The organism is Pseudomonas sp. HN11, from assembly GCF_021390155.1.
Classification (GTDB): domain Bacteria; phylum Pseudomonadota; class Gammaproteobacteria; order Pseudomonadales; family Pseudomonadaceae; genus Aquipseudomonas.
This window is the reverse complement of sequence record NZ_CP089985.1, coordinates 105,935-128,791: the sequence shown is the minus strand read 5'-3', so window position 1 is coordinate 128,791 and position 22,857 is coordinate 105,935. Positions and strand designations below refer to the sequence as shown.

Here is a 22,857-nt window from a genome sequence, read left to right as displayed (position 1 = left end):
CTTCTCAGGACACCCTCATGAAATCACTGCGACCCGATACGTTGATTCGCAACCCGAACAGCATGCCGATCGTGGCGTCTGCCGTGGTCGGCTGCCCTGCCCCTCGTCTATGGGACATGGTGGGACAATTTGCAGGCTTCGACGCATTTATTCCTGACCTGACACATATCGAAATGACAGGCACAGGCGTGGGTGCCTTGCGTACAAAATTCTTCCGGGATGGAAACTGTGTGGTAGAGCAGCTCAATAGCCGGGACGAGGAGGCCATGTACATGACCTGGACCACGATCTACAACACGCTGGGCGTAGCCAGATTATGGGCGGCGATTCACGTGGAAGCCGTTGGAACAGGGTGTTCCAAGGTGACATGGACGATAATTGCAGAGCCCGCCGACAAAGCAGACATCGGGTTTGAATCGTTTGTGCAACGCTTCGCCGATGGCGCCCTGGAAAATGTTCGCCGGATACTTGGCTAAGCGGCAGGAGCAACATGACTCACTCCTGCCCGATCAATCAGCAGGTCAGATTTTGAAACTATCGACCAGTTGTTTCAACCGATTGGCTTGCTGCGACAACGCATCGCAATCTCTCAGGGTTTCATTGAGGTTGGCCACACCCTGCTGGTTCAGCAAGTTGATCTGGTTGATGTCCACGTTGAGGGTTTCCACAACGGCTGTCTGTTCTTCGGTGGCAGCCGCGACGGACTGGTTCATACCGTCGATTTCAACAATTCGCTGCGTCACGCTGATCAGACGCTCGCCGGCCTGGTTTGCAACCTCTACGCTTTCTTCACTGGAGGCCTGACTTGCATTCATGGTGGTGACGGCCTCACGCGAACCCACTTGCAGTGAAGTGATCATTTTGTGGATCTCTTCGGCCGACTCCTGGGTGCGGTGAGCCAGGTTACGCACCTCGTCGGCGACTACTGCAAACCCTCGACCTGCCTCACCGGCCCGGGCGGCTTCGATGGCGGCGTTGAGCGCCAGCAGATTGGTTTGCTGGGAGATGCCTTTGATCACATCCAGAATGTGACCGATGTTGTCGGTGCTGGCGTTCAAGGTTTCAATCTGAGTGCAGGACAGGCTGATCTTCTGCGACAAGGCTGACATTGCGAGGATGGTTTGCTCCACCACCTTGCGTCCATCGTCGGCCTGTTCACTGGCACCGCTGGCGTGCTGCGAAGCATCGGCGGCGTTACGTGCGATTTCCTGTGTGGCTGCGCCCAGTTCATTGATCGCTGCGGCTACGCTGTTAGTGCGCGCGCTTTGCTCGTCGGAGCCAATGATAGAAGCATTGGACGAGGCCATTACGCGCTGGGACAGGTCGTGCACCTGGCGGGTTGCCGACGACACTTCCGAAATCGAAGCGTGAATACGCTCCACAAACTGATTGAAGGCGCTGCCGACTTCGCCAAACTCGTCTTTGCTACTGACGGCCAGGCGGCGGGTCAAATCTCCCTCGCCTTGGGCAATGTCCTGCATGGCCACGCCCATGGTAGTCAGGGGCCGCAACAAGACTTGGATCAGCAAGCTAAGGAGCACGGCAATCGCGACCACTGCGATTAACATGGCAATCAATGCTGAAGTGCGAAACTTGCCTAGCGGCGCGTAGGCCTTGTCTGTATCAATCGACAGACCGATATACCAATCTGCGCCAGGCAAGCCGCTGATAGGGGTGAAGGACAGGATGCGGTTCTGACCATTGAGGACTACGTCCTGGTTAACTTTCTCAATACGTACCTGGGTGCCGGGGTAAATGTCCTTGAGGTTTTTCATCACCTGGTCCTGGTCAGGACTGACGATGACTTGGCCATCGCCGCTGACAAGGAACGCATGACCGATACCGCCGAAATCCACCGAGTTGATGATCTTCACCAAGGTCTGCAGGCTCAGGTCACCGCCGACTACGCCGAGCAATTCACCGTTTCTTTTCACCGGCATGGCGATGGTCACGATCTGCCCACCTACTGCGGCCATGTATGGCGGTGTGAGCATGGGCTTGTCTGCGGCTACTGCTTGTTTGTACCAAGGGCGCTGACGGGGGTCATAGCCGTCGGGCATTTTTGCGTCCGGACGTTGAGTGAATACACCGTTGGTTTGACCAACATAGGTGAACTGAAAGTTCGAGGTGAACGCTGGTTGATCGACCAAGCCAGGGAGGTCGGCGGCACTGCCTTGGTGTGCAACGTTTTGGGTGAGACTTTCGAGTACCAGTATTCGCCCACTGAGCCAATTCTGCACACTGCTGGCAGTGAGTTCTCCAGATTGCTGAATGGACGACTCCAGGTTCTGCTTGATGGTGCTGCGTTGCAGGTAGTCGTTATAGAGCGTGAATAACGCGAAGGCCAGAACTACGACGCCTGACGCGGCCAACAGAATTTTATGACTGAACTTGAGATTCATTTCATCGACTTCTTTTTGCCAAAGGGGGATGAGCGTGCCGAGTGGAACATTCCATGTGACGGTATAGGCAGCTCTCTGGCCGCTCTATTTCGGTGCACGCATGGCTCGTCAGGCTTTCGGCCAAAGTTTGGCAAATCTTAAGTTTTTGTGAGGCGTTTCTTCTTTTTGTATGAGAAACAGATAGGCGGTAGGCATATGGGAAAGGGCTACCAAGCCTGCGACTTGGAGACTCTAAACGACAAAACCCCTGTCTGCGCTAGCAGACAGGGGTTTCGGAATTCAATCTTGACGATGACCTACTCTCACATGGGGAAACCCCACACTACCATCGGCGATGCATCGTTTCACTGCTGAGTTCGGGATGGGATCAGGTGGTTCCAATGCTCTATGGTCGTCAAGAAATTCTGTGTATCGGCCCGTTGCGTTAGTAACAGGACGATGAAATTCATGGACTTCTACATAAACAGAACCCCTGTTTGCGTTAGCAAACAGGGGTTCTGGAATTTAATCTTGACGATGACCTACTCTCACATGGGGAAACCCCACACTACCATCGGCGATGCATCGTTTCACTGCTGAGTTCGGGATGGGATCAGGTGGTTCCAATGCTCTATGGTCGTCAAGAAATTCGGGTACTGAGTCGCGACCTGTTGGCCTCGCTTCAGCAAATTGGGTATGTGACAGCGTTCGGTGTTTTGTGAGATTCGAACTTTCGGTTCATTTCGTCTTCACACACCGCAATCTGATGCTCGTTAGAGTAGTCAAATTGCTTGGGTGTTATATGGTCAAGCCTCACGGGCAATTAGTATTGGTTAGCTCAACGCCTCACAGCGCTTACACACCCAACCTATCAACGTCGTAGTCTTCGACGGCCCTTCAGGGAACTCAAGGTTCCAGTGAGATCTCATCTTGAGGCTAGTTTCCCGCTTAGATGCTTTCAGCGGTTATCTATTCCGAACATAGCTACCCGGCAATGCCACTGGCGTGACAACCGGAACACCAGAGGTTCGTCCACTCCGGTCCTCTCGTACTAGGAGCAGCCCCTCTCAAATCTCAAACGTCCACGGCAGATAGGGACCGAACTGTCTCACGACGTTCTAAACCCAGCTCGCGTACCACTTTAAATGGCGAACAGCCATACCCTTGGGACCGGCTTCAGCCCCAGGATGTGATGAGCCGACATCGAGGTGCCAAACACCGCCGTCGATATGAACTCTTGGGCGGTATCAGCCTGTTATCCCCGGAGTACCTTTTATCCGTTGAGCGATGGCCCTTCCATACAGAACCACCGGATCACTAAGACCTACTTTCGTACCTGCTCGACGTGTCTGTCTCGCAGTCAAGCGCGCTTTTGCCTTTATACTCTACGACCGATTTCCGACCGGTCTGAGCGCACCTTCGTACTCCTCCGTTACTCTTTAGGAGGAGACCGCCCCAGTCAAACTACCCACCATACACTGTCCTCGATCCGGATAACGGACCTGAGTTAGAACCTCAAAGTTGCCAGGGTGGTATTTCAAGGATGGCTCCACGCAGACTGGCGTCCACGCTTCAAAGCCTCCCACCTATCCTACACAAGCAAATTCAAAGTCCAGTGCAAAGCTATAGTAAAGGTTCACGGGGTCTTTCCGTCTAGCCGCGGATACACTGCATCTTCACAGCGATTTCAATTTCACTGAGTCTCGGGTGGAGACAGCGCCGCCATCGTTACGCCATTCGTGCAGGTCGGAACTTACCCGACAAGGAATTTCGCTACCTTAGGACCGTTATAGTTACGGCCGCCGTTTACCGGGGCTTCGATCAAGAGCTTCGCGTTAGCTAACCCCATCAATTAACCTTCCGGCACCGGGCAGGCGTCACACCCTATACGTCCACTTTCGTGTTTGCAGAGTGCTGTGTTTTTAATAAACAGTCGCAGCGGCCTGGTATCTTCGACCGGCATGAGCTTACGGAGCAAGTCCTTCACCCTCACCGGCGCACCTTCTCCCGAAGTTACGGTGCCATTTTGCCTAGTTCCTTCACCCGAGTTCTCTCAAGCGCCTTGGTATTCTCTACCCAACCACCTGTGTCGGTTTGGGGTACGGTTCCTGGTTACCTGAAGCTTAGAAGCTTTTCTTGGAAGCATGGCATCAACCACTTCGTTAACTAAAAGTTAACTCGTCATCAGCTCTCGGCCTTAAGATCCCGGATTTACCTAAGATCTCAGCCTACCACCTTAAACTTGGACAACCAACGCCAAGCTGGCCTAGCCTTCTCCGTCCCTCCATCGCAATAACCAGAAGTACAGGAATATTAACCTGTTTTCCATCGACTACGCTTTTCAGCCTCGCCTTAGGGACCGACTAACCCTGCGTCGATTAACGTTGCGCAGGAAACCTTGGTCTTTCGGCGTGGGTGTTTTTCACACCCATTGTCGTTACTCATGTCAGCATTCGCACTTCTGATACCTCCAGCAAGCTTCTCAACTCACCTTCACAGGCTTACAGAACGCTCCTCTACCGCATCACTTACGTGATACCCGTAGCTTCGGTGTATGGTTTGAGCCCCGTTACATCTTCCGCGCAGGCCGACTCGACTAGTGAGCTATTACGCTTTCTTTAAAGGGTGGCTGCTTCTAAGCCAACCTCCTAGCTGTCTAAGCCTTCCCACATCGTTTCCCACTTAACCATAACTTTGGGACCTTAGCTGACGGTCTGGGTTGTTTCCCTTTTCACGACGGACGTTAGCACCCGCCGTGTGTCTCCCATGCTCGGCACTTGTAGGTATTCGGAGTTTGCATCGGTTTGGTAAGTCGGGATGACCCCCTAGCCGAAACAGTGCTCTACCCCCTACAGTGATACATGAGGCGCTACCTAAATAGCTTTCGAGGAGAACCAGCTATCTCCGAGCTTGATTAGCCTTTCACTCCGATCCACAGGTCATCCGCTAACTTTTCAACGGTAGTCGGTTCGGTCCTCCAGTTAGTGTTACCCAACCTTCAACCTGCCCATGGATAGATCGCCCGGTTTCGGGTCTATTCCCAGCGACTAGACGCCCTATTAAGACTCGCTTTCGCTACGCCTCCCCTATTCGGTTAAGCTCGCCACTGAAAATAAGTCGCTGACCCATTATACAAAAGGTACGCAGTCACCCAACAAAGTGGGCTCCCACTGCTTGTACGCATACGGTTTCAGGATCTATTTCACTCCCCTCTCCGGGGTTCTTTTCGCCTTTCCCTCACGGTACTAGTTCACTATCGGTCAGTCAGTAGTATTTAGCCTTGGAGGATGGTCCCCCCATATTCAGACAAAGTTTCTCGTGCTCCGTCCTACTCGATTTCATGACTAAGAGATTTTCGCGTACAGGGCTATCACCCACTATGGCCGCACTTTCCAGAGCGTTCCGCTAATCTCAAAGCCACTTAAGGGCTAGTCCCCGTTCGCTCGCCACTACTAAGGGAATCTCGGTTGATTTCTTTTCCTCAGGGTACTTAGATGTTTCAGTTCCCCTGGTTCGCCTCTTGCACCTATGTATTCAGTACAAGATAACCATCTTATGATGGCTGGGTTCCCCCATTCAGACATCTCCGGATCAAAGTCTGTTTGCCGACTCCCCGAAGCTTTTCGCAGGCTACCACGTCTTTCATCGCCTCTGACTGCCAAGGCATCCACCGTATGCGCTTCTTCACTTGACCATATAACCCCAAGCAATCTGGTTATACTGTGAAGACGACATTCGCCGAAAATTCGATAATACTCAAAACTGAGTAACTCACAAATTTTACCTTAGCCTGATCCGTTACCAGTGAAAGTAACGTTCAGTCTATCTTTCTATCACATACCCAAATTTTTAAAGAACGATCTAGTCAAAGACTAGAAATCAATATTCTCAACGGAATACTCATTTCTAAGCTTTCAAACCTTCAGAAGCAGTTATATGGTGGAGCCAAGCGGGATCGAACCGCTGACCTCCTGCGTGCAAGGCAGGCGCTCTCCCAGCTGAGCTATGGCCCCATAACAAAATTGGTGGGTCTGGGCAGATTCGAACTGCCGACCTCACCCTTATCAGGGGTGCGCTCTAACCAACTGAGCTACAGACCCAATTTCGAGCGCGCAACTGTTAGCTTGGAGCTATCAGCTTGGAGCTTAAAGCTGCTTCTATCGTCTTCTTCAATGAATCAAGCAATTCGTGTGGGAGCTTATGGAGCAGCTGATGTCGTCGATTAAGGAGGTGATCCAGCCGCAGGTTCCCCTACGGCTACCTTGTTACGACTTCACCCCAGTCATGAATCACACCGTGGTAACCGTCCTCCCGAAGGTTAGACTAGCTACTTCTGGTGCAACCCACTCCCATGGTGTGACGGGCGGTGTGTACAAGGCCCGGGAACGTATTCACCGCGACATTCTGATTCGCGATTACTAGCGATTCCGACTTCACGCAGTCGAGTTGCAGACTGCGATCCGGACTACGATCGGTTTTATGGGATTAGCTCCACCTCGCGGCTTGGCAACCCTCTGTACCGACCATTGTAGCACGTGTGTAGCCCAGGCCGTAAGGGCCATGATGACTTGACGTCATCCCCACCTTCCTCCGGTTTGTCACCGGCAGTCTCCTTAGAGTGCCCACCATCACGTGCTGGTAACTAAGGACAAGGGTTGCGCTCGTTACGGGACTTAACCCAACATCTCACGACACGAGCTGACGACAGCCATGCAGCACCTGTCTCAATGTTCCCGAAGGCACCGATCTATCTCTAGAAAGTTCATTGGATGTCAAGGCCTGGTAAGGTTCTTCGCGTTGCTTCGAATTAAACCACATGCTCCACCGCTTGTGCGGGCCCCCGTCAATTCATTTGAGTTTTAACCTTGCGGCCGTACTCCCCAGGCGGTCAACTTAATGCGTTAGCTGCGCCACTAAAAGCTCAAGGCTTCCAACGGCTAGTTGACATCGTTTACGGCGTGGACTACCAGGGTATCTAATCCTGTTTGCTCCCCACGCTTTCGCACCTCAGTGTCAGTATCAGTCCAGGTGGTCGCCTTCGCCACTGGTGTTCCTTCCTATATCTACGCATTTCACCGCTACACAGGAAATTCCACCACCCTCTACCATACTCTAGTCAGTCAGTTTTGAATGCAGTTCCCAGGTTGAGCCCGGGGATTTCACATCCAACTTAACAAACCACCTACGCGCGCTTTACGCCCAGTAATTCCGATTAACGCTTGCACCCTCTGTATTACCGCGGCTGCTGGCACAGAGTTAGCCGGTGCTTATTCTGTCGGTAACGTCAAAATTGCAGAGTATTAATCTACAACCCTTCCTCCCAACTTAAAGTGCTTTACAATCCGAAGACCTTCTTCACACACGCGGCATGGCTGGATCAGGCTTTCGCCCATTGTCCAATATTCCCCACTGCTGCCTCCCGTAGGAGTCTGGACCGTGTCTCAGTTCCAGTGTGACTGATCATCCTCTCAGACCAGTTACGGATCGTCGCCTTGGTGAGCCATTACCTCACCAACTAGCTAATCCGACCTAGGCTCATCTGATAGCGCAAGGCCCGAAGGTCCCCTGCTTTCTCCCGTAGGACGTATGCGGTATTAGCGTCCGTTTCCGAACGTTATCCCCCACTACCAGGCAGATTCCTAGGCATTACTCACCCGTCCGCCGCTCTCAAGAGAAGCAAGCTTCTCTCTACCGCTCGACTTGCATGTGTTAGGCCTGCCGCCAGCGTTCAATCTGAGCCATGATCAAACTCTTCAGTTCAAACATCTTTGGGTTTTTAAGAAACCCTAAACTTGGCTCAGCAATCGTTGGTTACATCTTTGATTTCTCGCGGAGTAACTTGTGATGCTGATAATCTTGTTGACTATCAGTCTGACCCCACAAGCACCCACACGAATTGCTTGATTCAGTTGTTAAAGAGCGGTTGGTTAAGATCTTTCGTCTCAACCGAGGCGCGCATTCTACAGCAGCCTCATTTGCTGTCAAGTGATTATTTTCAGAAGTTTTCGAAGATTTCTTCAACAACTTCAACCACTTGCGCTTGCGATCTCTCGTTAGCGGGAGGCGAATTCTACAGCGTTACACGCTGCTGTCAACACCTCTTTTTCAACTTCCTTTTGACTTCGATGACCTGAAGCAACTTACCGTCTAAACCTACATAACCCATTGTTTACCAAGGAGTTTTCCGTTTCGACTGCGCCGGAAGTGGGGCGAATTATAGACTTCCAGAAACTGCCGTCAACCCTTAATTCTGCTTTTCTATCAATTAGTTGGCGTTGATTAAAAAACCACCAGCAGTGAGCAACCAGGGCCCTCTATATAGAAAGAGAAGGACTTAGATAATACCCGCCCCCTTTAAAGCAGCCACATTAGCCACACCCAATCCCAACACCTCCTGAAGCACCTTAGCCGTGTGCTCTCCTAATAAAGGAGGCGCACTGCGGTATTCCACTGGAGTCTTGGACAAGCGTATTGGACTGGCTACCTGGGGCACTATGCCTGCCAACGCATGGGGCAATGCCATCGCCAGCCCACGCGCCTTGACCTGAGGATCCGCAAACACCTGCTCCAGATCATTGATGGGCCCACAAGGCACACCAACCCGCTCCAATTGTGATACCCACTCAGCCGTCGTCTTGAACACCGTAGCCTGACGAATCAACGGAATCAGCTCCGCACGATTGGCCACCCTTACTTTATTAGTAGAGAAGCGCGGATCATCCGCCCACTGTGGCTGCCCGGCCACTTCGGCAAATTTACGGAACTGCCCGTCATTACCCACCGTAAGAATAAAGTCGCCATCGGCCGAGGGAAAATCCTGATAAGGCACGATATTCGGATGAGCATTGCCCAGGCGCCTTGGCGGCACTCCCGTAGTCAGGTAATTCATCGCCTGATTCGCCAGGCAAGCCACCTGCACGTCCAACAACGCCATATCAATATACTGCCCACCACCGTCATGATCCCGATGAGCCAGTGCTGCCAGTATCGCAACGGTCGAGTAGAGCCCCGTAAGGATGTCGGTCAGCGCCACACCCACCTTAACCGGGCCAGCCCCATCATCACCTTCGGGACGACCTGTCAGGCTCATAAGCCCGCCCAGCCCCTGAATCATGAAGTCGTAACCCGCTCGTGCCGCGTAAGGCCCCGTCTGACCAAAGCCCGTGATAGAGCAGTAGATCAACTCAGGATTGATCTCCTTGAGTGACTCATAGTCCAACCCATACGCCGCAAGCCCACCCACCTTGAAGTTTTCAATGAGGATGTCCGACTTGGCGGCCAGCTCACGCACCAGCGCCTGCCCTTCCGGCCGCGTAAAATCGATCGTCACCGACTGCTTATTACGGTTGGCCGACAGGTAGTACGCCGCCTCACTGGTGTTCTCCCCATAGGCATCCTTAAGGAAGGGCGGTCCCCAGGCGCGCGTGTCATCACCACTGCCCGGCCGCTCAACCTTGATCACTTCAGCCCCAAGGTCCGCAAGGATCTGTCCGGACCAGGGGCCCGCCAGTACCCGCGATAGATCCAGTACCCGCAGATGCGAAAGCGCGCCCATGCCATGCTCCTATTAATAGAACGCCTGAAGACCGGTTTGCGCACGCCCCAGAATCAAGGCATGCACGTCATGAGTACCTTCGTAGGTGTTCACCACTTCCAGGTTGACCAGGTGACGCGCCACCCCGAACTCATCGGAGATACCATTGCCACCCAACATGTCCCGGGCCATACGTGCAATATCCAGGGACTTGCCACACGAGTTGCGCTTCATGATCGAAGTGATCTCTACCGCCGCCGTGCCTTCATCTTTCATACGCCCCAGACGCAGGCAGCCTTGCAGAGCCAGGGTGATCTCGGTCTGCATATCGGCCAGTTTCTTCTGGATCAACTGAGTCGCCGCCAATGGACGGCCGAACTGCTGGCGATCCAGCGTGTATTGGCGAGCCGTATGCCAGCAGAACTCGGCAGCGCCCAAAGCGCCCCAGGAGATGCCATAGCGCGCGGAGTTGAGGCAGGTAAAAGGGCCTTTCAAACCACGCACATCCGGGAAGATGTTTTCTTCCGGCACGAACACGTTATCCATCACTATTTCACCCGTGATGGAGGCACGCAGGCCGACCTTCCCGTGAATCGCCGGGGCACTCAGGCCTTTCCAACCTTTCTCCAGGACGAACCCCCGGATATCACCGGCATCGTCCTTGCCCCACACCACGAACACATCTGCGATCGGGCTGTTGGTGATCCACATCTTCGCGCCGGTCAGGCTGTAGCCGCCGTCCACTTTACGAGCACGGGTAATCATCGCACCCGGGTCAGATCCATGATTGGGCTCGGTCAGGCCGAAACAGCCGATCCATTCGCCCGAAGCCAGCTTCGGCAGGTACTTTTGTTTCTGAGCCTCAGTGCCAAACTCGTTGATGGGCACCATCACCAGTGACGACTGCACACTCATCATCGAGCGATAGCCGGAGTCGACACGCTCCACCTCACGGGCAATCAACCCATAACTGACGTAGTTCAAGCCGCTGCCACCGTACTGCTCGGGAATCATCGCACCGAGCAAACCGGTCTCGCCCATCTCGCGGAAAATGGCAGGGTCGGTCTTTTCATGGCGGAAGGCTTCGAGCACACGCGGCGCCAACTTGTCCTGGGCGAACTGCTCAGCACTGTCGCGCACCATGCGCTCTTCTTCGGTGAGCTGTTGATCCAGCAGCAGTGGATCGATCCAGTTGAAGCTTGCCTTGCCAGCCATGAATAAGTCCTCGCGAAAAGAATCAGAAGTCGTGGAAGCAGCCTAGGCCCGGCAAGCGCAGAGGGCAAACGAGGTTTCTGCATAGGGTTGTGCTAATTTCTCACTTCGAAGCAGCCGAAAATGGCGCATATGCGCCTTGGCAAGTGAGGACACGGTATATGCGCAGAAAAATTCCCAGCACCACCGCTCTTGTCAGTTTTGAAGCGGCCGCCCGCCACGAGAGCTTTACCAAAGCGGCGCAGGAGCTTTCGATCACTCAAGGTGCCATCTGTCGACAGATCGCCAGCCTTGAGGAGTTTTTAAGTGTCGAGCTGTTTCGCCGCTCACGGCGCGGGGTAAAGCTGACAGAAGCGGGGTTGTCCTATAGCCGCCGCGTCGCCACGCAATTAGATGCGGTGGAACGCGACACGCTTTCCGTCATGGGTCAGCAGGGCACTAACACCATCGAGTTGGCCGTAGTCCCGACGTTTGGCACTCAGTGGCTGATCCCTCGCCTTAAGGACTTTCAGCGCCAGCATCCGGAAGTCACGGTCAACCTGACGAACCGAACACGGCCCTTCCTGTTTGCCGATACCGAATTCGACGCCGCCATTTACTTCGGCGATGCCGACTGGTCCGGTACGCAATCGCACCGCTTGATGGGAGAGAACCCTGTACCCGTGTGCAGCCCGCGACTGCTGGGTAACAGCACGCAATTCAGCCCTCAGGAAATCGCAGAACTGCCGCTTCTGCAGCAAACGACAAGACCCTACGCGTGGCGCCAGTGGTTCAACGCCCAGCAGCTGAGCGTACCGCGCGACATGACAGGCCCCCGTTACGAGCTATTCTCGATGTTGTCTCAAGCTGCCATGCATGACATGGGGATCGCGCTGATTCCACCGTTCCTCATTCAGCGCGAGCTAGAGGAAGGCCTATTGGTAATCGCAAGCCCCGAAGCGCTGAGCAGTTCGAAGGCTTATTACCTGATGATTCCTGACAAAAAGGTCGAATCGGCGTCGCTGCACGCCTTCAGGGACTGGCTGCTTGATCAATCGCAGCGCTACAGCCCCAGTATTTAAAGGCAACAACACATTGCTGACCCTGTAGTCAAATAACCTAAAAACCTACAGATATACATATATGTCGCATTTCGACAGACTGTATCCATCATGCAAAAACGGGGCTCCAGACCATGATCCATATGGCTTGTAGCGACTAATACAAGCCAATGAACGACCATTCACACCAACGAGGTCAAACCGCTGCAAAAAAACTTGAAACCCTTTAAATACCTGTATTTGAAGAGGTTATTTCAGATCATTGCGACAATCAGTCACAGGGTGACTTGTAGTTAATTTTTCGTCACCCGTCATAATCCCTTGAAGGCCGTAAAGTTCGCCTGCAAAATGCCGCGCCCCGCTGTCATTTCAGCGGGATCGTGCTGATCGGCCGCCCCAGTTGCGCCACTCGCGGTGCACTGGCCTTTTTACAAAAAGATCAAAAGCAAAAAGATCATGCAGGAGATTTGACGTGCACATTGGTGTTCCTCTCGAAACCCAGACCGGTGAAACGCGGGTGGCTGCCACCCCGGAAACCATCAAGAAGCTGATCGGCCAGGGCCATAAGGTCACTGTACAAAGCGGCGCAGGCATCAACGCCAGCATCGTCGACAGTGCCTATGTAACGGCAGGCGCAACCATCGGCAGTGCCGGCGATGCATTTGGCGCCGAGCTGATTCTCAAGGTGGTTGCCCCCAGCGACAGCGAACTGGCGCTGATCAAAAGCGGCACCGTGTTGGTGGGCATGCTCAATCCGTTCAGCAACGAAACCATCGCCAAGCTCGCCGAACGCGGCATCACCGCCTTTGCGCTCGAAGCGGCTCCACGCACCTCGCGTGCCCAGAGTCTCGACGTGCTGTCGTCCCAGGCCAACATCGCCGGCTATAAAGCCGTGTTGCTCGCCGCTCATCACTACCCGCGCTTCATGCCGATGCTCATGACGGCGGCCGGTACGGTTAAGGCTGCACGCGTGTTGATTCTCGGCGCCGGCGTTGCAGGCCTGCAGGCGATTGCCACGGCAAAACGCTTGGGTGCCGTGATCGAAGCTTCTGACGTACGCCCGGCGGTAAAAGAGCAAATCGAATCTCTAGGCGCCAAGTTCGTCGATGTGCCCTACGAAACCGATGAAGAACGCGAATGCGCCGTCGGCGTTGGTGGTTACGCCCGTCCAATGCCGACCAGCTGGATGCAACGCCAGGCCCTGGCTGTGCACGAACGCGCCAAGCAGGCAGACATCGTCATTACCACCGCCCTGATCCCAGGGCGCAAAGCGCCGACCTTGCTCAGCGCCGACACCGTCGCGCAGATGAAGCCCGGCTCGGTAGTGATCGACCTGGCAGCCGCCCAAGGGGGCAACTGCCCGCTGACCGTTGCCGACCAGGTGGTCGTCGAGAACGGTGTGATCATTTGCGGCCCGACCAACCTCGCCGGCGCTGTCGCCGCCGACGCCTCGGCCCTGTACGCGCGCAACCTGCTGGACTTCCTGAAGCTGGTCTTCACCAAGGAAGGGCAGTTTGAAATCAACCTCGAAGACGACATCGTCGCCGCGTGCCTGATGTGCCGCGACGGCCAAGTCATCCGCAAAAACGCCTAAGCAGGGATTCAGACGATGGAAGAGCTTATCTCCCCCGGTATCTACAACCTGATCATCTTTGTGCTGGCAATTTATGTCGGTTACCACGTGGTCTGGAATGTTACCCCCGCACTGCACACGCCATTGATGGCGGTGACCAACGCCATTTCCGCGATCGTGATCGTCGGCGCCATGCTGGCTGCCGCCCTCACCGTGACCCCGCTGGGCAAGACCATGGGCACCCTGGCCGTGGCGCTGGCAGCGGTCAATGTGTTCGGCGGCTTCCTGGTCACCCGCAGGATGCTTGAGATGTTCAAGAAGAAAGCCCCGAAAGCAAAAGAAGAGGCGCCTAAGTAATGAGCATGAATCTCGTCACGACGCTCTACTTGATCGCGTCGATCTGCTTTATCCAGGCACTTAAAGGCCTGTCGCACCCAACCACTTCGCGGCGCGGCAACCTGTTTGGCATGCTCGGCATGGCGCTGGCAGTGCTCACCACCGTCGGCCTCATCTATAAGCTGGGTGCCGAGTTGGCAACGGCTGGGATTGGCTATGTGATTGTCGGCCTGCTGGTAGGCGGCACCGCCGGCTCGATCATGGCCAAGCGCGTAGAAATGACCAAAATGCCGGAACTGGTGGCGTTCATGCACAGCATGATCGGCCTGGCTGCGGTGTTCATCGCGATTGCCGCCGTGGTCGAGCCGCAATCCCTGGGCATCGTCAAACACTTGGGCGACGCTATCCCAGCCGGTAACCGCCTGGAACTGTTCCTCGGCGCAGCCATCGGAGCCATCACCTTCTCCGGTTCGGTGATCGCCTTCGGCAAACTGTCGGGCAAATACAAGTTCCGCCTGTTTCAGGGCGCACCGGTACAGTTCGGCGGCCAGCACAAGCTGAATCTGGTGCTCGGCCTCGCTACGCTGGGCCTGGGCCTTGCGTTCATGTTCACCGGCAACCTCACGGCCTTCGCGCTGATGCTGGCCATGGCCTTCGTGCTTGGCGTGCTGATCATCATCCCGATCGGCGGCGCGGATATGCCTGTGGTCGTTTCGATGCTCAACAGTTACTCCGGCTGGGCAGCAGCGGGCATCGGCTTCTCGCTGAACAACTCGATGCTGATCATCGCCGGCTCCCTGGTGGGCTCCAGCGGCGCGATCCTGTCGTACATCATGTGCAAGGCGATGAACCGCTCCTTCTTTAATGTACTGCTCGGCGGTTTCGGCAATGCGCCGGATGCGGGCGCAGCGGCTGGCTCTAAAGAAGCACGCCCGGTCAAATCCGGCTCGGCCGACGATGCAACCTTCCTGCTGACCAACGCCGATACCGTGATCATTGTCCCGGGTTATGGCCTGGCGGTGGCGCGAGCACAACACGCGCTCAAGGAACTGACCGAGAAGCTGACTCACCACGGCGTCACCGTGAAATACGCGATCCACCCGGTGGCGGGCCGTATGCCTGGCCACATGAACGTGCTGCTCGCCGAGGCCGAAGTGCCTTACGACCAGGTGTTCGAGATGGAAGACATCAACTCCGAGTTCGGCCAGGCCGACGTGGTGCTGGTGCTAGGCGCCAACGACGTGGTCAACCCGGCAGCCAAGAACGATCCGAATTCACCGATCGCCGGCATGCCGATTCTCGAAGCGTTCAAGGCCAAGACGATCATCGTCAACAAGCGCTCGATGGCCAGCGGCTACGCCGGCCTGGATAACGAATTGTTCTACCTGGACAAGACCATGATGGTCTTCGGTGATGCCAAAAAGGTCATCGAAGACATGGTCAAAGCCGTCGAGTAACACTGCTTCAGCGCAATACTCGAAACCCCGGCCTGCGATAGGCTGGGGTTTTTTATTACCGTATGAAACCCGACCAAAGGCTCTAAATCGCTGCCTGGCATTCGACCATGGTAGCGGGCCGAATTTTTTTGAAGTCACTAAACTGCGCACCTTGCTTCCGTAGCCTGAGATAACAATCCATGTACCGTGATCGTATCCGCTTGCCTTCGTTGTTGAACAAGGTCATGAGCGCGGCAGACGCCGCCGCACTGATCAAGGACGGCATGACCGTCGGCATGAGCGGCTTCACCCGTGCCGGTGAAGCCAAGGCCGTCCCCCACGCTCTGGCCGAACGGGCCAAGACTTCCCCACTGAAAATCACCCTGATGACCGGCGCCAGCCTGGGCAATGACCTGGACAAGCAACTGACTGAAGCGGGCGTGCTGTCGCGACGCATGCCGTTTCAGGTCGACAGCACCCTGCGCAAGGCGATCAACGCCGGCGAGGTGATGTTTATCGACCAGCACCTGTCGGAAACCGTCGAGCAACTGCGCAACAACCAGCTCAAGCTGCCGGATATTGCCGTGATTGAAGCGGTCGCGATCACTGAGCAAGGCCACATTGTGCCGACAACCTCCGTGGGCAACTCGGCCAGCTTTGCGATTTTCGCCAAGCAGGTGATCGTCGAGATCAACTTGGCGCACAACCCGAACCTGGAAGGGCTGCACGACATCTATATCCCGACGTACCGGCCAACCCGTACGCCGATCCCGCTGGTGAAGGTCGATGACCGGATTGGCAGCACTGCGATTCCGATCCCACCGGAAAAGATCGCCGCGATCGTCATCACCAACCAGGCCGATTCCGCCTCGACCGTGACGCCACCCGACAGCGACACCCAAGGCATCGCCAATCACCTGATCAATTTCCTCAAGCAGGAAGTCGACGCCGGCCGCATGACCAACAAACTCGGCCCGTTGCAGGCCGGCATCGGCAATATCGCCAACGCAGTGATGTGTGGCTTGATCGAGTCGCCGTTCGAAGACCTGACCATGTATTCGGAAGTGTTGCAGGATTCGACCTTTGACCTGATCGATGCGGGCAAGCTGAGTTTCGCTTCGGGCAGCTCGATCACCTTGTCCGAACGGCGCAATGCCGACGTATTCGGCAACCTGGAGAAGTACAAGGAAAAACTGGTACTGCGCCCACAAGAGATCTCCAACCATCCGGAAGTGGTGCGTCGTCTGGGCATCATCGGCATCAACACCGCGCTGGAGTTCGACATCTACGGCAACGTCAATTCCACCCATGTCTGCGGCACGCGGATGATGAACGGTATTGGCGGCTCCGGAGACTTCGCGCGCAACGCGCACTTGGCAATCTTCGTGACCAAATCGATTGCCAAGGGCGGGGCAATTTCCAGTGTGGTGCCGATGGTCAGCCATGTGGACCACACCGAACATGACGTCGACATCCTGGTCACCGAGGTGGGGCTTGCGGACCTGCGCGGCCTGGCGCCACGGGAAAGGGCCCGGATGATCATCGATAACTGTGTGCACCCAGCTTACCGGGAGGCCCTGAACAGTTACTTCAACGCTGCGTGCGCCCTCGGCGGGCACACGCCGCACATTCTGCGAGACGCACTGAGCTGGCATATTAACTTGGAAGAAACCGGGCATATGCTCAAGGCGTGATTGATACAGAGCCGAGCTGATGCGAACACAGTTTCATCAGCCCGGCATCCTCAACGGTATTCCTGCAAAAAACTGTACTGCTGTACCGGTCATTTCCTACCGAAATATCCTACGCACCACTTCTAAAACACCTATTTCGCACCAATTAAGTGCATACAGGTACAGTTGCCCCATTTCTGTACAGTACAGCACCTATAAACAGTTAACTGGCCCCTCACAATACAGGCGAACTGTATCTAGAGAGTCTTGTGCCGGAGGAGGATCATTGGCATCAGTTAAACCACTACCTAATCCCGCCACAAGCGGAAGGATGTCATCATGGAACGTACACTCAGTTCCGAACTGTTCTCTGAAAAAGCTGTAAACAACCAAGCCGCCATGCCTCTGCGTGTTCTGGCCAACCTGATGTTGTGGCAGCGCCGCATTTCCAGCCGCCACCAACTGGCTCGTCTGGATTCGCGTCTGCTGGCTGACGCAGGCATCAGCGAAGCTCAACGCTACGAAGAGCTGAGCAAGCCGTTCTGGCGCTGATTTAGCGCTCGCTGGCCCTGACCTACCGGGTCCACCGCCAGCACCCTGATTTGTCAAAGCAAAGCCCGCCCCGGGAAATCGGAGGCGGGCTTTGTTGTTTACGGGGTTAGGGTTTACAACGAGAAAGCAGCGGCTTTTACGAATACAGGTACAGTTAATAAAAAACCAACCTTAAGCAGTACACTTTGGCTTCTCTATAATTTGATAGGGCTTTCCAAACCATTCTGGCGTGACTAGGCAGTCAAGACGCTTCCCGAACGGATAAACGGCGGCTTAATATCCGGTCACCACGTGGCGAACCGCGTAGTACAGGCGTCTGATCCCAAATGGCTGCCCCTGCGCCACCTTATCCGTTCATCTACAGGAGTCATCCCATGTCCCGTCTTCGCCTGCTGAGTGCCGCCGCCCTGTTGACCCTGGCCGCCAACGCCAACGCGTCCAGCTTCATCGTGACCACCGACTCCATCGTTGGCGCGTTGAAGGCCACCTCCGACGCCAGCTCCGATGCCACTTCGTCCCTGCGCGACAACAAAGTCGTGCGTGCAGCCCGTGACGACGCCGCCAGCTTTGTCGCCACCGAAGGCGCCATTCGTGGTGTGAAACTGGAAAGCGCCCTGGCACAGATCCGCCAACAAGCGCCGCAACTGAACACCGCGACTGACGCACAGCTGGCCCAGGCCATCCTGGCTATCTGAGTGCAGGGCTGATACCTGGGCGCTAGCTCTCGCCCGGGCATTACGCTAGCCTTGGCGCTCGTTTTCAGTTGTCGAGTCCCATGGCTTTTTCCTACCGCCTTTTACTAGTACCTGTATTGCTTTGCGCCGCCTGGTCGCCCGAGGCTTCGGCCTTCGACCTGACAACCCAAAGCACCGTCGTCAGTGCGTACGCCACCAGCAAGGTGACGTCCGCGCCTTTCGACAGAAAAGTGATAATGGCCGCCCAGGATGACGCTGCCGCGTTTATCGCCACTGATGGCCAATGGCGGGGTGCACGGCTGGAGTCAGCGCTGGATTATCTGCGCCGTAGCCAACCAAAACTTAACGCCAGCGACCTTGAACTGGCACAAGCAATTCTCGTCCAATAATCATCTTTGTATTTCCATCTTTGTATTTGGAGTCATCTCATGCGTAGCCCGCTGATCGCTGCCACTCTAGGCCTGCTGTTGTTGGCCGACGTTGCCCAGGCGCAAACCCTGGTGGCCACCAGTAACATCATTGTTCGCGCCTCTGGTCGCACTATTGATTTCACCTCGGACACCACCACCTCCATCCGCGACTCCAAGGTCGTGCGCGAAGCCCACGACGACGCTGCCAGCTTCGTCGCTACCAACGGCGGGATCCGTGGCGCACGCCTGGAAGCCGCCTTCGATACCCTGCGCACACGTCTGCCGGAAGCCCGCGACGCCAGTGACCAGACTCTCGCCGAAGCTATCCTCGCACTGTGAGGCGCATTGCCGCCTGGCTCCTGGCCGGGGCTGTGCTGCTGTGTGCAAGCGCAGCCCAGGCCGGCCTGCAACTGCGGCTCAAGACCGATGGCTTGAGCCCGGCTGAACAGCAGGCCAGCCAGGCGTTGCTCGATGAAGCGATGCGCGCTTTGCCGCCACGCTTCATCGAGCAGTTGGACCGGCGTATCGATGTCGGCTGGACCGACAAGATGCCCGAGAACGCCTACGGGCAAGCCTCCCTGGTGTCCGAGCTGGACCTCAACCGCAACCTGCTCGCCAGCCTGACCGACGGCAGCGCCGCCACCCAAAAAACCAATCGCCCCCACGGCACCGTGCGCCGGGAAATGCTTGCCACCGTGCTGCATGAACTGACCCACATCTATGACCGTGCGCGCCTGTGGTCCAAAGAAGATCGCGCGCTGATCAACCGTTGCAGCCGCCAGAACAACCTCACTGGCCTGATCGGCCTGCCTGATCAATGTCGTGGCCAAAACGGCCGACGCTTCACCCTCAGCGATGACCCGCGTCTGCTGGACCTTGCCGGCTGGCCGCAATACGTCGGTCGCCGCGGCGAGCGTGAACAAAACAACCATCAGGTCGCCCGCAGCCCGGACATCTACGAAACTACCAGCCCGTTGGAATTCGTCGCGGTCAACATGGAGTACTTCCTGCTTGACCCGAGCTACGCCTGCCGCCGCCCCTCGCTGTTCCGTTACTACAAAGAACACTTTGGCTGGGCGCCGCCGAATCAAGACGCCTGCGCCAACACCTACGCATTCCTGAACGCCGGCAACGATTTCGCCAAGACGCCGCTGGGCCATGTGGATCCGGAGCGCGTCTACGAAATCGATTACTTGCTGGCCGAAGCCAACCAGAACCTGGTGAGCCGCTGGGGCCACAGCATGTTGCGCCTGGTGATCTGCGCACCAGGTCGCCCGCGTGGGCCGGACTGTCGGCTGGACCTGGACCAGCACCTGGTGTTGTCCTACCGCGCGTTCGTCGGCGACGTACAGCTCTCAAGCTGGGACGGACTGGTCGGCAAGTACCCATCACGCCTGTTTGTCCTGCCGTTGGCGCAAGTGATCGACGAGTACACCAAGACCGAATTGCGCGGCCTGGCCTCGGTCCCTTTGAAACTGACCCGCCAGGAAATCAACGACACCGTCGAGCATACCGCCGAAATGCATTGGAGCTACGACGGCAACTATTTCTTTATCTCCAACAACTGCGCGGTGGAGAGCCTCAAGCTGTTACGCAGCGGCAGCGCCAACCCGCAACTGACCGGCCTGGACAACATCACCCCCAACGGTTTGCTCGAAGTGTTGAGTGCCCGCGGCCTGGCCGACACCAGCGTGTTGGACGACAAACGCAGGGCATTGCGCCTGGGCTATCACTTCGACTCCTTCCGCGAGCGTTACCAGGCCATGTTCGATGTGCTGCGCAAACACTTGCCGATCAAACAGACCCAGGTCGAAGATTGGCTGGCCCTCAGCGCGGAGGAGCGCCGACAGTGGTTCGGCCAGGCCGACCTGCGCACCAGCGCCGCATTGTTGTTGCTTGAGCAGGCAAGCTTTCGCAAGCAGTTGATGCTGGCCCAGGACGAAGTCAAACAACGCTACCTCGGTGCCCGCGAGCTGAAAAACGGCGGCATGGAAAAGGCCAACGCCACGCTGCAACAGATCCTCGCCAACAGCGGCTTCCTCAGCCGCCCGGCGGAACTGCTGGGCAGTGGCGGCTATGGCCTGCCGCAACCTTCGGAGGCCACACGCCTGGAATCGGAAAGCGCCGAACGCCAGAAGCAACTGCAATCGCTTACCGGCGAACTGGATAAAGAGGTGAGGGCGCTGCTGGAGCCTTCCCGCTCCGCCGAAATTGCCGCCTGTGAAGCCAACCTAAAGCTGGTTGGCGAGCATTTGCGGACGTTGCACAAAGCGGCTGGCGGCCTGGAGCTCCCCTGACATTTTGCAGTAAAGACCGTCAAATGTGGGCTTGCTCGCGAATGCAGGAATGCAGCCTGCCAGTTGATGATGCATCGACTGATACTCCGCTTTCGCGAGCAAACCCGCTCCCACATTTAGATCTCCATACATCCAAAGACTGCGCGTCTACCCTCCATCAGCTGTTTGCTCAGCGAAAGCTGGCTGAAAGCTTACCCGTCTAGGATCGCCCCACTGCCGGCAATAGACCGGCTGTTAACAACAACAATGGTGATTCCCGATGTCCGCCCGTACCCGCCTGTTCGCCCCAACTCCACCCGTACGCCTCGTGCCTTTCGTTCTGCGCTGACCCCCACCCGGTTCGCCATTCCCTAGCCGCGCTACGCCTGGAGTATTCCTATGCTGACTTTCCTTGGCTTTGCCATGGTCATCACGTTCATGTTCCTGATCATGACCAAGCGCCTGTCCGCGCTGATCGCCTTGATCATCGTGCCGATCCTGTTCGCGCTGTTCGGCGGTTTTGGGCCGCAAATCGGTCCGATGATGCTTGCGGGCATCACCAAGCTCGCACCGACCGGCGTGATGCTGATGTTCGCCATCCTTTACTTTGCCTTGATGATCGACTCCGGCCTGTTCGACCCGGCCGTGCGCAAGATCCTCAAGATGGTCAAGGGCGACCCGCTGAAAGTATCGGTCGGCACCGCCGTGCTGGCCCTGGTCGTGTCCCTCGACGGTGACGGCGCTACCACCTACATGATCTGCGTCGCCGCCATGCTGCCGCTGTACCAGCGCATCGGCATGAGTCCGCGGATCATGGCCGGCCTGATCATCCTCGCCGGTGGCGTGATGAACATGACCCCTTGGGGCGGCCCGACCGCCCGCGCTGCCAGTGCGCTGCATGTGGACCCGTCGGACATTTTCGTGCCGATGATCCCGGCGATGGTGGCCGGTGTAGTCGCGATCCTGGTGATCGCCTATATGTACGGCAAACGTGAACGTGCGCGCCTGGGTGAACTGCACCTGCAAGGCGATGAGATCGACCACAGCGAAATCAGCGTGTCGCAATTCCCGGACGCCCGCCGTCCGAAACTGATCTGGTTCAACGGCGCCCTGACCTTCGCCCTGATGTGCACACTGATCGCCGGCCTGTTGCCGCTGCCGGTGCTGTTCATGGTGGCGTTCAGTATCGCCATGATCGTTAACTACCCGTGCCTGCAGATGCAGAAAGACCGCATTGCCGCCCACTCCGGCAGCGTACTGGCGGTCACCGGCCTGATCTTCGCCGCCGGTATTTTCACCGGCATCCTGTCGGGCACCGGCATGGTCGATGCCATGTCCAAGAGCCTGCTGGCAGTCATCCCTGATGCATTGGGCCCGTACCTGGCGGTAATCACGGCACTGGTGAGCATGCCGTTCACCTTCTTCATGTCCAACGATGCGTTCTACTACGGCGTACTGCCCGTACTCGCCGAGGCCGCCAGCCACTACGGTATCACCGCCGTGGAAATGGCACGCGCTTCCATCGTTGGCCAGCCTGTGCACTTGCTCAGCCCACTGGTTCCTTCGACTTACCTGCTGGTCGCCCTGGCCGGTATCGAATTTGGCGATCACCAGCGCTTCACCCTGAAGTGGGCAGTGCTGGTATGCCTGTGCATAATGGTCGCTGCATTGCTGATGGGGATTTTTCCGCTGTTCAGCACTCTATAATCGTACCGACTCATTCACCGCGCGGCGCTGCA

Annotated in this window: 15 protein-coding genes, 2 tRNA genes and 4 rRNA genes; 12 read left to right on the top strand and 9 right to left on the bottom strand. The window is 56.3% G+C overall.

What is annotated here, in order from left to right; translation table 11 throughout:
- Positions 1 to 17 precede the first annotated feature (17 nt).
- Positions 18 to 476, top strand: a complete 459-nt coding sequence (locus LVW35_RS00610) for an SRPBCC family protein (RefSeq protein WP_233893188.1) — start codon at positions 18 to 20, stop codon at positions 474 to 476.
- 45 nt (positions 477 to 521) lie between these two features.
- On the opposite strand, the gene LVW35_RS00605 is transcribed toward LVW35_RS00610, so the two are convergent.
- The 9 genes from LVW35_RS00605 to LVW35_RS00565 all read right to left on the bottom strand — a co-directional run bounded on the left by LVW35_RS00605 (position 522) and on the right by LVW35_RS00565 (position 11,130).
- Positions 522 to 2,402, bottom strand: a complete 1,881-nt coding sequence (locus LVW35_RS00605) for a methyl-accepting chemotaxis protein (RefSeq protein WP_233893187.1) — start codon at positions 2,400 to 2,402, stop codon at positions 522 to 524.
- Between the two features lie 283 nt (positions 2,403 to 2,685).
- Positions 2,686 to 2,801: ribosomal RNA gene (gene rrf, locus LVW35_RS00600) — 5S ribosomal RNA — on the bottom strand.
- A 109-nt stretch (positions 2,802 to 2,910) separates the two neighbouring features.
- Positions 2,911 to 3,026: ribosomal RNA gene (gene rrf, locus LVW35_RS00595) — 5S ribosomal RNA — on the bottom strand.
- A gap of 157 nt (positions 3,027 to 3,183) precedes the next feature.
- Positions 3,184 to 6,075: ribosomal RNA gene (locus tag LVW35_RS00590) — 23S ribosomal RNA — on the bottom strand.
- A gap of 243 nt (positions 6,076 to 6,318) precedes the next feature.
- Positions 6,319 to 6,394, bottom strand: a tRNA-Ala gene (locus tag LVW35_RS00585).
- A 10-nt stretch (positions 6,395 to 6,404) separates the two neighbouring features.
- Positions 6,405 to 6,481: transfer RNA gene (locus tag LVW35_RS00580), tRNA-Ile, on the bottom strand.
- A 123-nt stretch (positions 6,482 to 6,604) separates the two neighbouring features.
- Positions 6,605 to 8,141, bottom strand: a 16S ribosomal RNA gene (locus LVW35_RS00575).
- Together the 16S, 23S and 5S rRNA genes with 2 tRNA genes alongside form the textbook arrangement of a ribosomal RNA operon.
- Before the next feature lie 574 nt (positions 8,142 to 8,715).
- A complete protein-coding gene (locus LVW35_RS00570; protein ID WP_233893186.1) occupies positions 8,716 to 9,936 on the bottom strand; it encodes a CaiB/BaiF CoA transferase family protein in 1,221 nt (406 codons plus the stop codon).
- A gap of 12 nt (positions 9,937 to 9,948) precedes the next feature.
- Complete coding sequence (locus LVW35_RS00565; protein WP_003187423.1) at positions 9,949 to 11,130, bottom strand: acyl-CoA dehydrogenase; 1,182 nt, start codon at positions 11,128 to 11,130, stop codon at positions 9,949 to 9,951.
- A 158-nt stretch (positions 11,131 to 11,288) separates the two neighbouring features.
- On the opposite strand from LVW35_RS00565, the gene LVW35_RS00560 reads away from it, so the two are divergent.
- The 11 genes from LVW35_RS00560 to LVW35_RS00510 all read left to right on the top strand — a co-directional run bounded on the left by LVW35_RS00560 (position 11,289) and on the right by LVW35_RS00510 (position 22,825).
- Positions 11,289 to 12,188 (top strand): LysR family transcriptional regulator, encoded by a 900-nt coding sequence (locus tag LVW35_RS00560; RefSeq protein WP_233893185.1) that lies wholly within the window; start codon positions 11,289 to 11,291, stop codon positions 12,186 to 12,188.
- A gap of 451 nt (positions 12,189 to 12,639) precedes the next feature.
- Positions 12,640 to 13,761, top strand: coding sequence for a Re/Si-specific NAD(P)(+) transhydrogenase subunit alpha (locus tag LVW35_RS00555; RefSeq protein WP_099493329.1), 1,122 nt, complete (start codon positions 12,640 to 12,642; stop codon positions 13,759 to 13,761).
- A 15-nt stretch (positions 13,762 to 13,776) separates the two neighbouring features.
- Complete coding sequence (locus LVW35_RS00550) at positions 13,777 to 14,097, top strand: NAD(P) transhydrogenase subunit alpha (RefSeq protein ID WP_003220416.1); 321 nt, start codon at positions 13,777 to 13,779, stop codon at positions 14,095 to 14,097.
- The gene (locus LVW35_RS00545) at positions 14,097 to 15,533 is read left to right on the top strand and encodes an NAD(P)(+) transhydrogenase (Re/Si-specific) subunit beta (RefSeq protein WP_233893184.1); all 1,437 of its coding nucleotides are present in this window, start codon (positions 14,097 to 14,099) and stop codon (positions 15,531 to 15,533) included. Before LVW35_RS00550 ends, LVW35_RS00545 begins: the two co-directional genes overlap by 1 nt.
- Positions 15,534 to 15,712: 179 nt before the next feature.
- Complete coding sequence (locus LVW35_RS00540) at positions 15,713 to 17,206, top strand: acetyl-CoA hydrolase/transferase family protein (protein ID WP_233893183.1); 1,494 nt, start codon at positions 15,713 to 15,715, stop codon at positions 17,204 to 17,206.
- 318 nt (positions 17,207 to 17,524) lie between these two features.
- Positions 17,525 to 17,737 carry a DUF1127 domain-containing protein gene (locus LVW35_RS00535; RefSeq protein ID WP_233893182.1) on the top strand — a complete coding sequence of 71 codons (213 nt, stop codon included), beginning with the start codon at positions 17,525 to 17,527 and terminating at the stop codon, positions 17,735 to 17,737.
- Between the two features lie 374 nt (positions 17,738 to 18,111).
- Complete coding sequence (locus tag LVW35_RS00530; RefSeq protein ID WP_233893181.1) at positions 18,112 to 18,432, top strand: DUF2388 domain-containing protein; 321 nt, start codon at positions 18,112 to 18,114, stop codon at positions 18,430 to 18,432.
- An 80-nt stretch (positions 18,433 to 18,512) separates the two neighbouring features.
- Positions 18,513 to 18,821 carry a DUF2388 domain-containing protein gene (locus tag LVW35_RS00525; RefSeq protein WP_233893180.1) on the top strand — a complete coding sequence of 103 codons (309 nt, stop codon included), beginning with the start codon at positions 18,513 to 18,515 and terminating at the stop codon, positions 18,819 to 18,821.
- 39 nt (positions 18,822 to 18,860) lie between these two features.
- Complete coding sequence (locus LVW35_RS00520; protein ID WP_233893179.1) at positions 18,861 to 19,181, top strand: DUF2388 domain-containing protein; 321 nt, start codon at positions 18,861 to 18,863, stop codon at positions 19,179 to 19,181.
- On the top strand, positions 19,178 to 21,139 hold the full coding sequence (locus LVW35_RS00515) for a DUF7844 domain-containing protein (RefSeq protein WP_233893177.1): 1,962 nt from the start codon (positions 19,178 to 19,180) through the stop codon (positions 21,137 to 21,139). Before LVW35_RS00520 ends, LVW35_RS00515 begins: the two co-directional genes overlap by 4 nt.
- Positions 21,140 to 21,517: 378 nt before the next feature.
- Positions 21,518 to 22,825, top strand: coding sequence for a CitMHS family transporter (locus LVW35_RS00510; protein WP_233893176.1), 1,308 nt, complete (start codon positions 21,518 to 21,520; stop codon positions 22,823 to 22,825).
- Positions 22,826 to 22,857 lie beyond the last annotated feature (32 nt).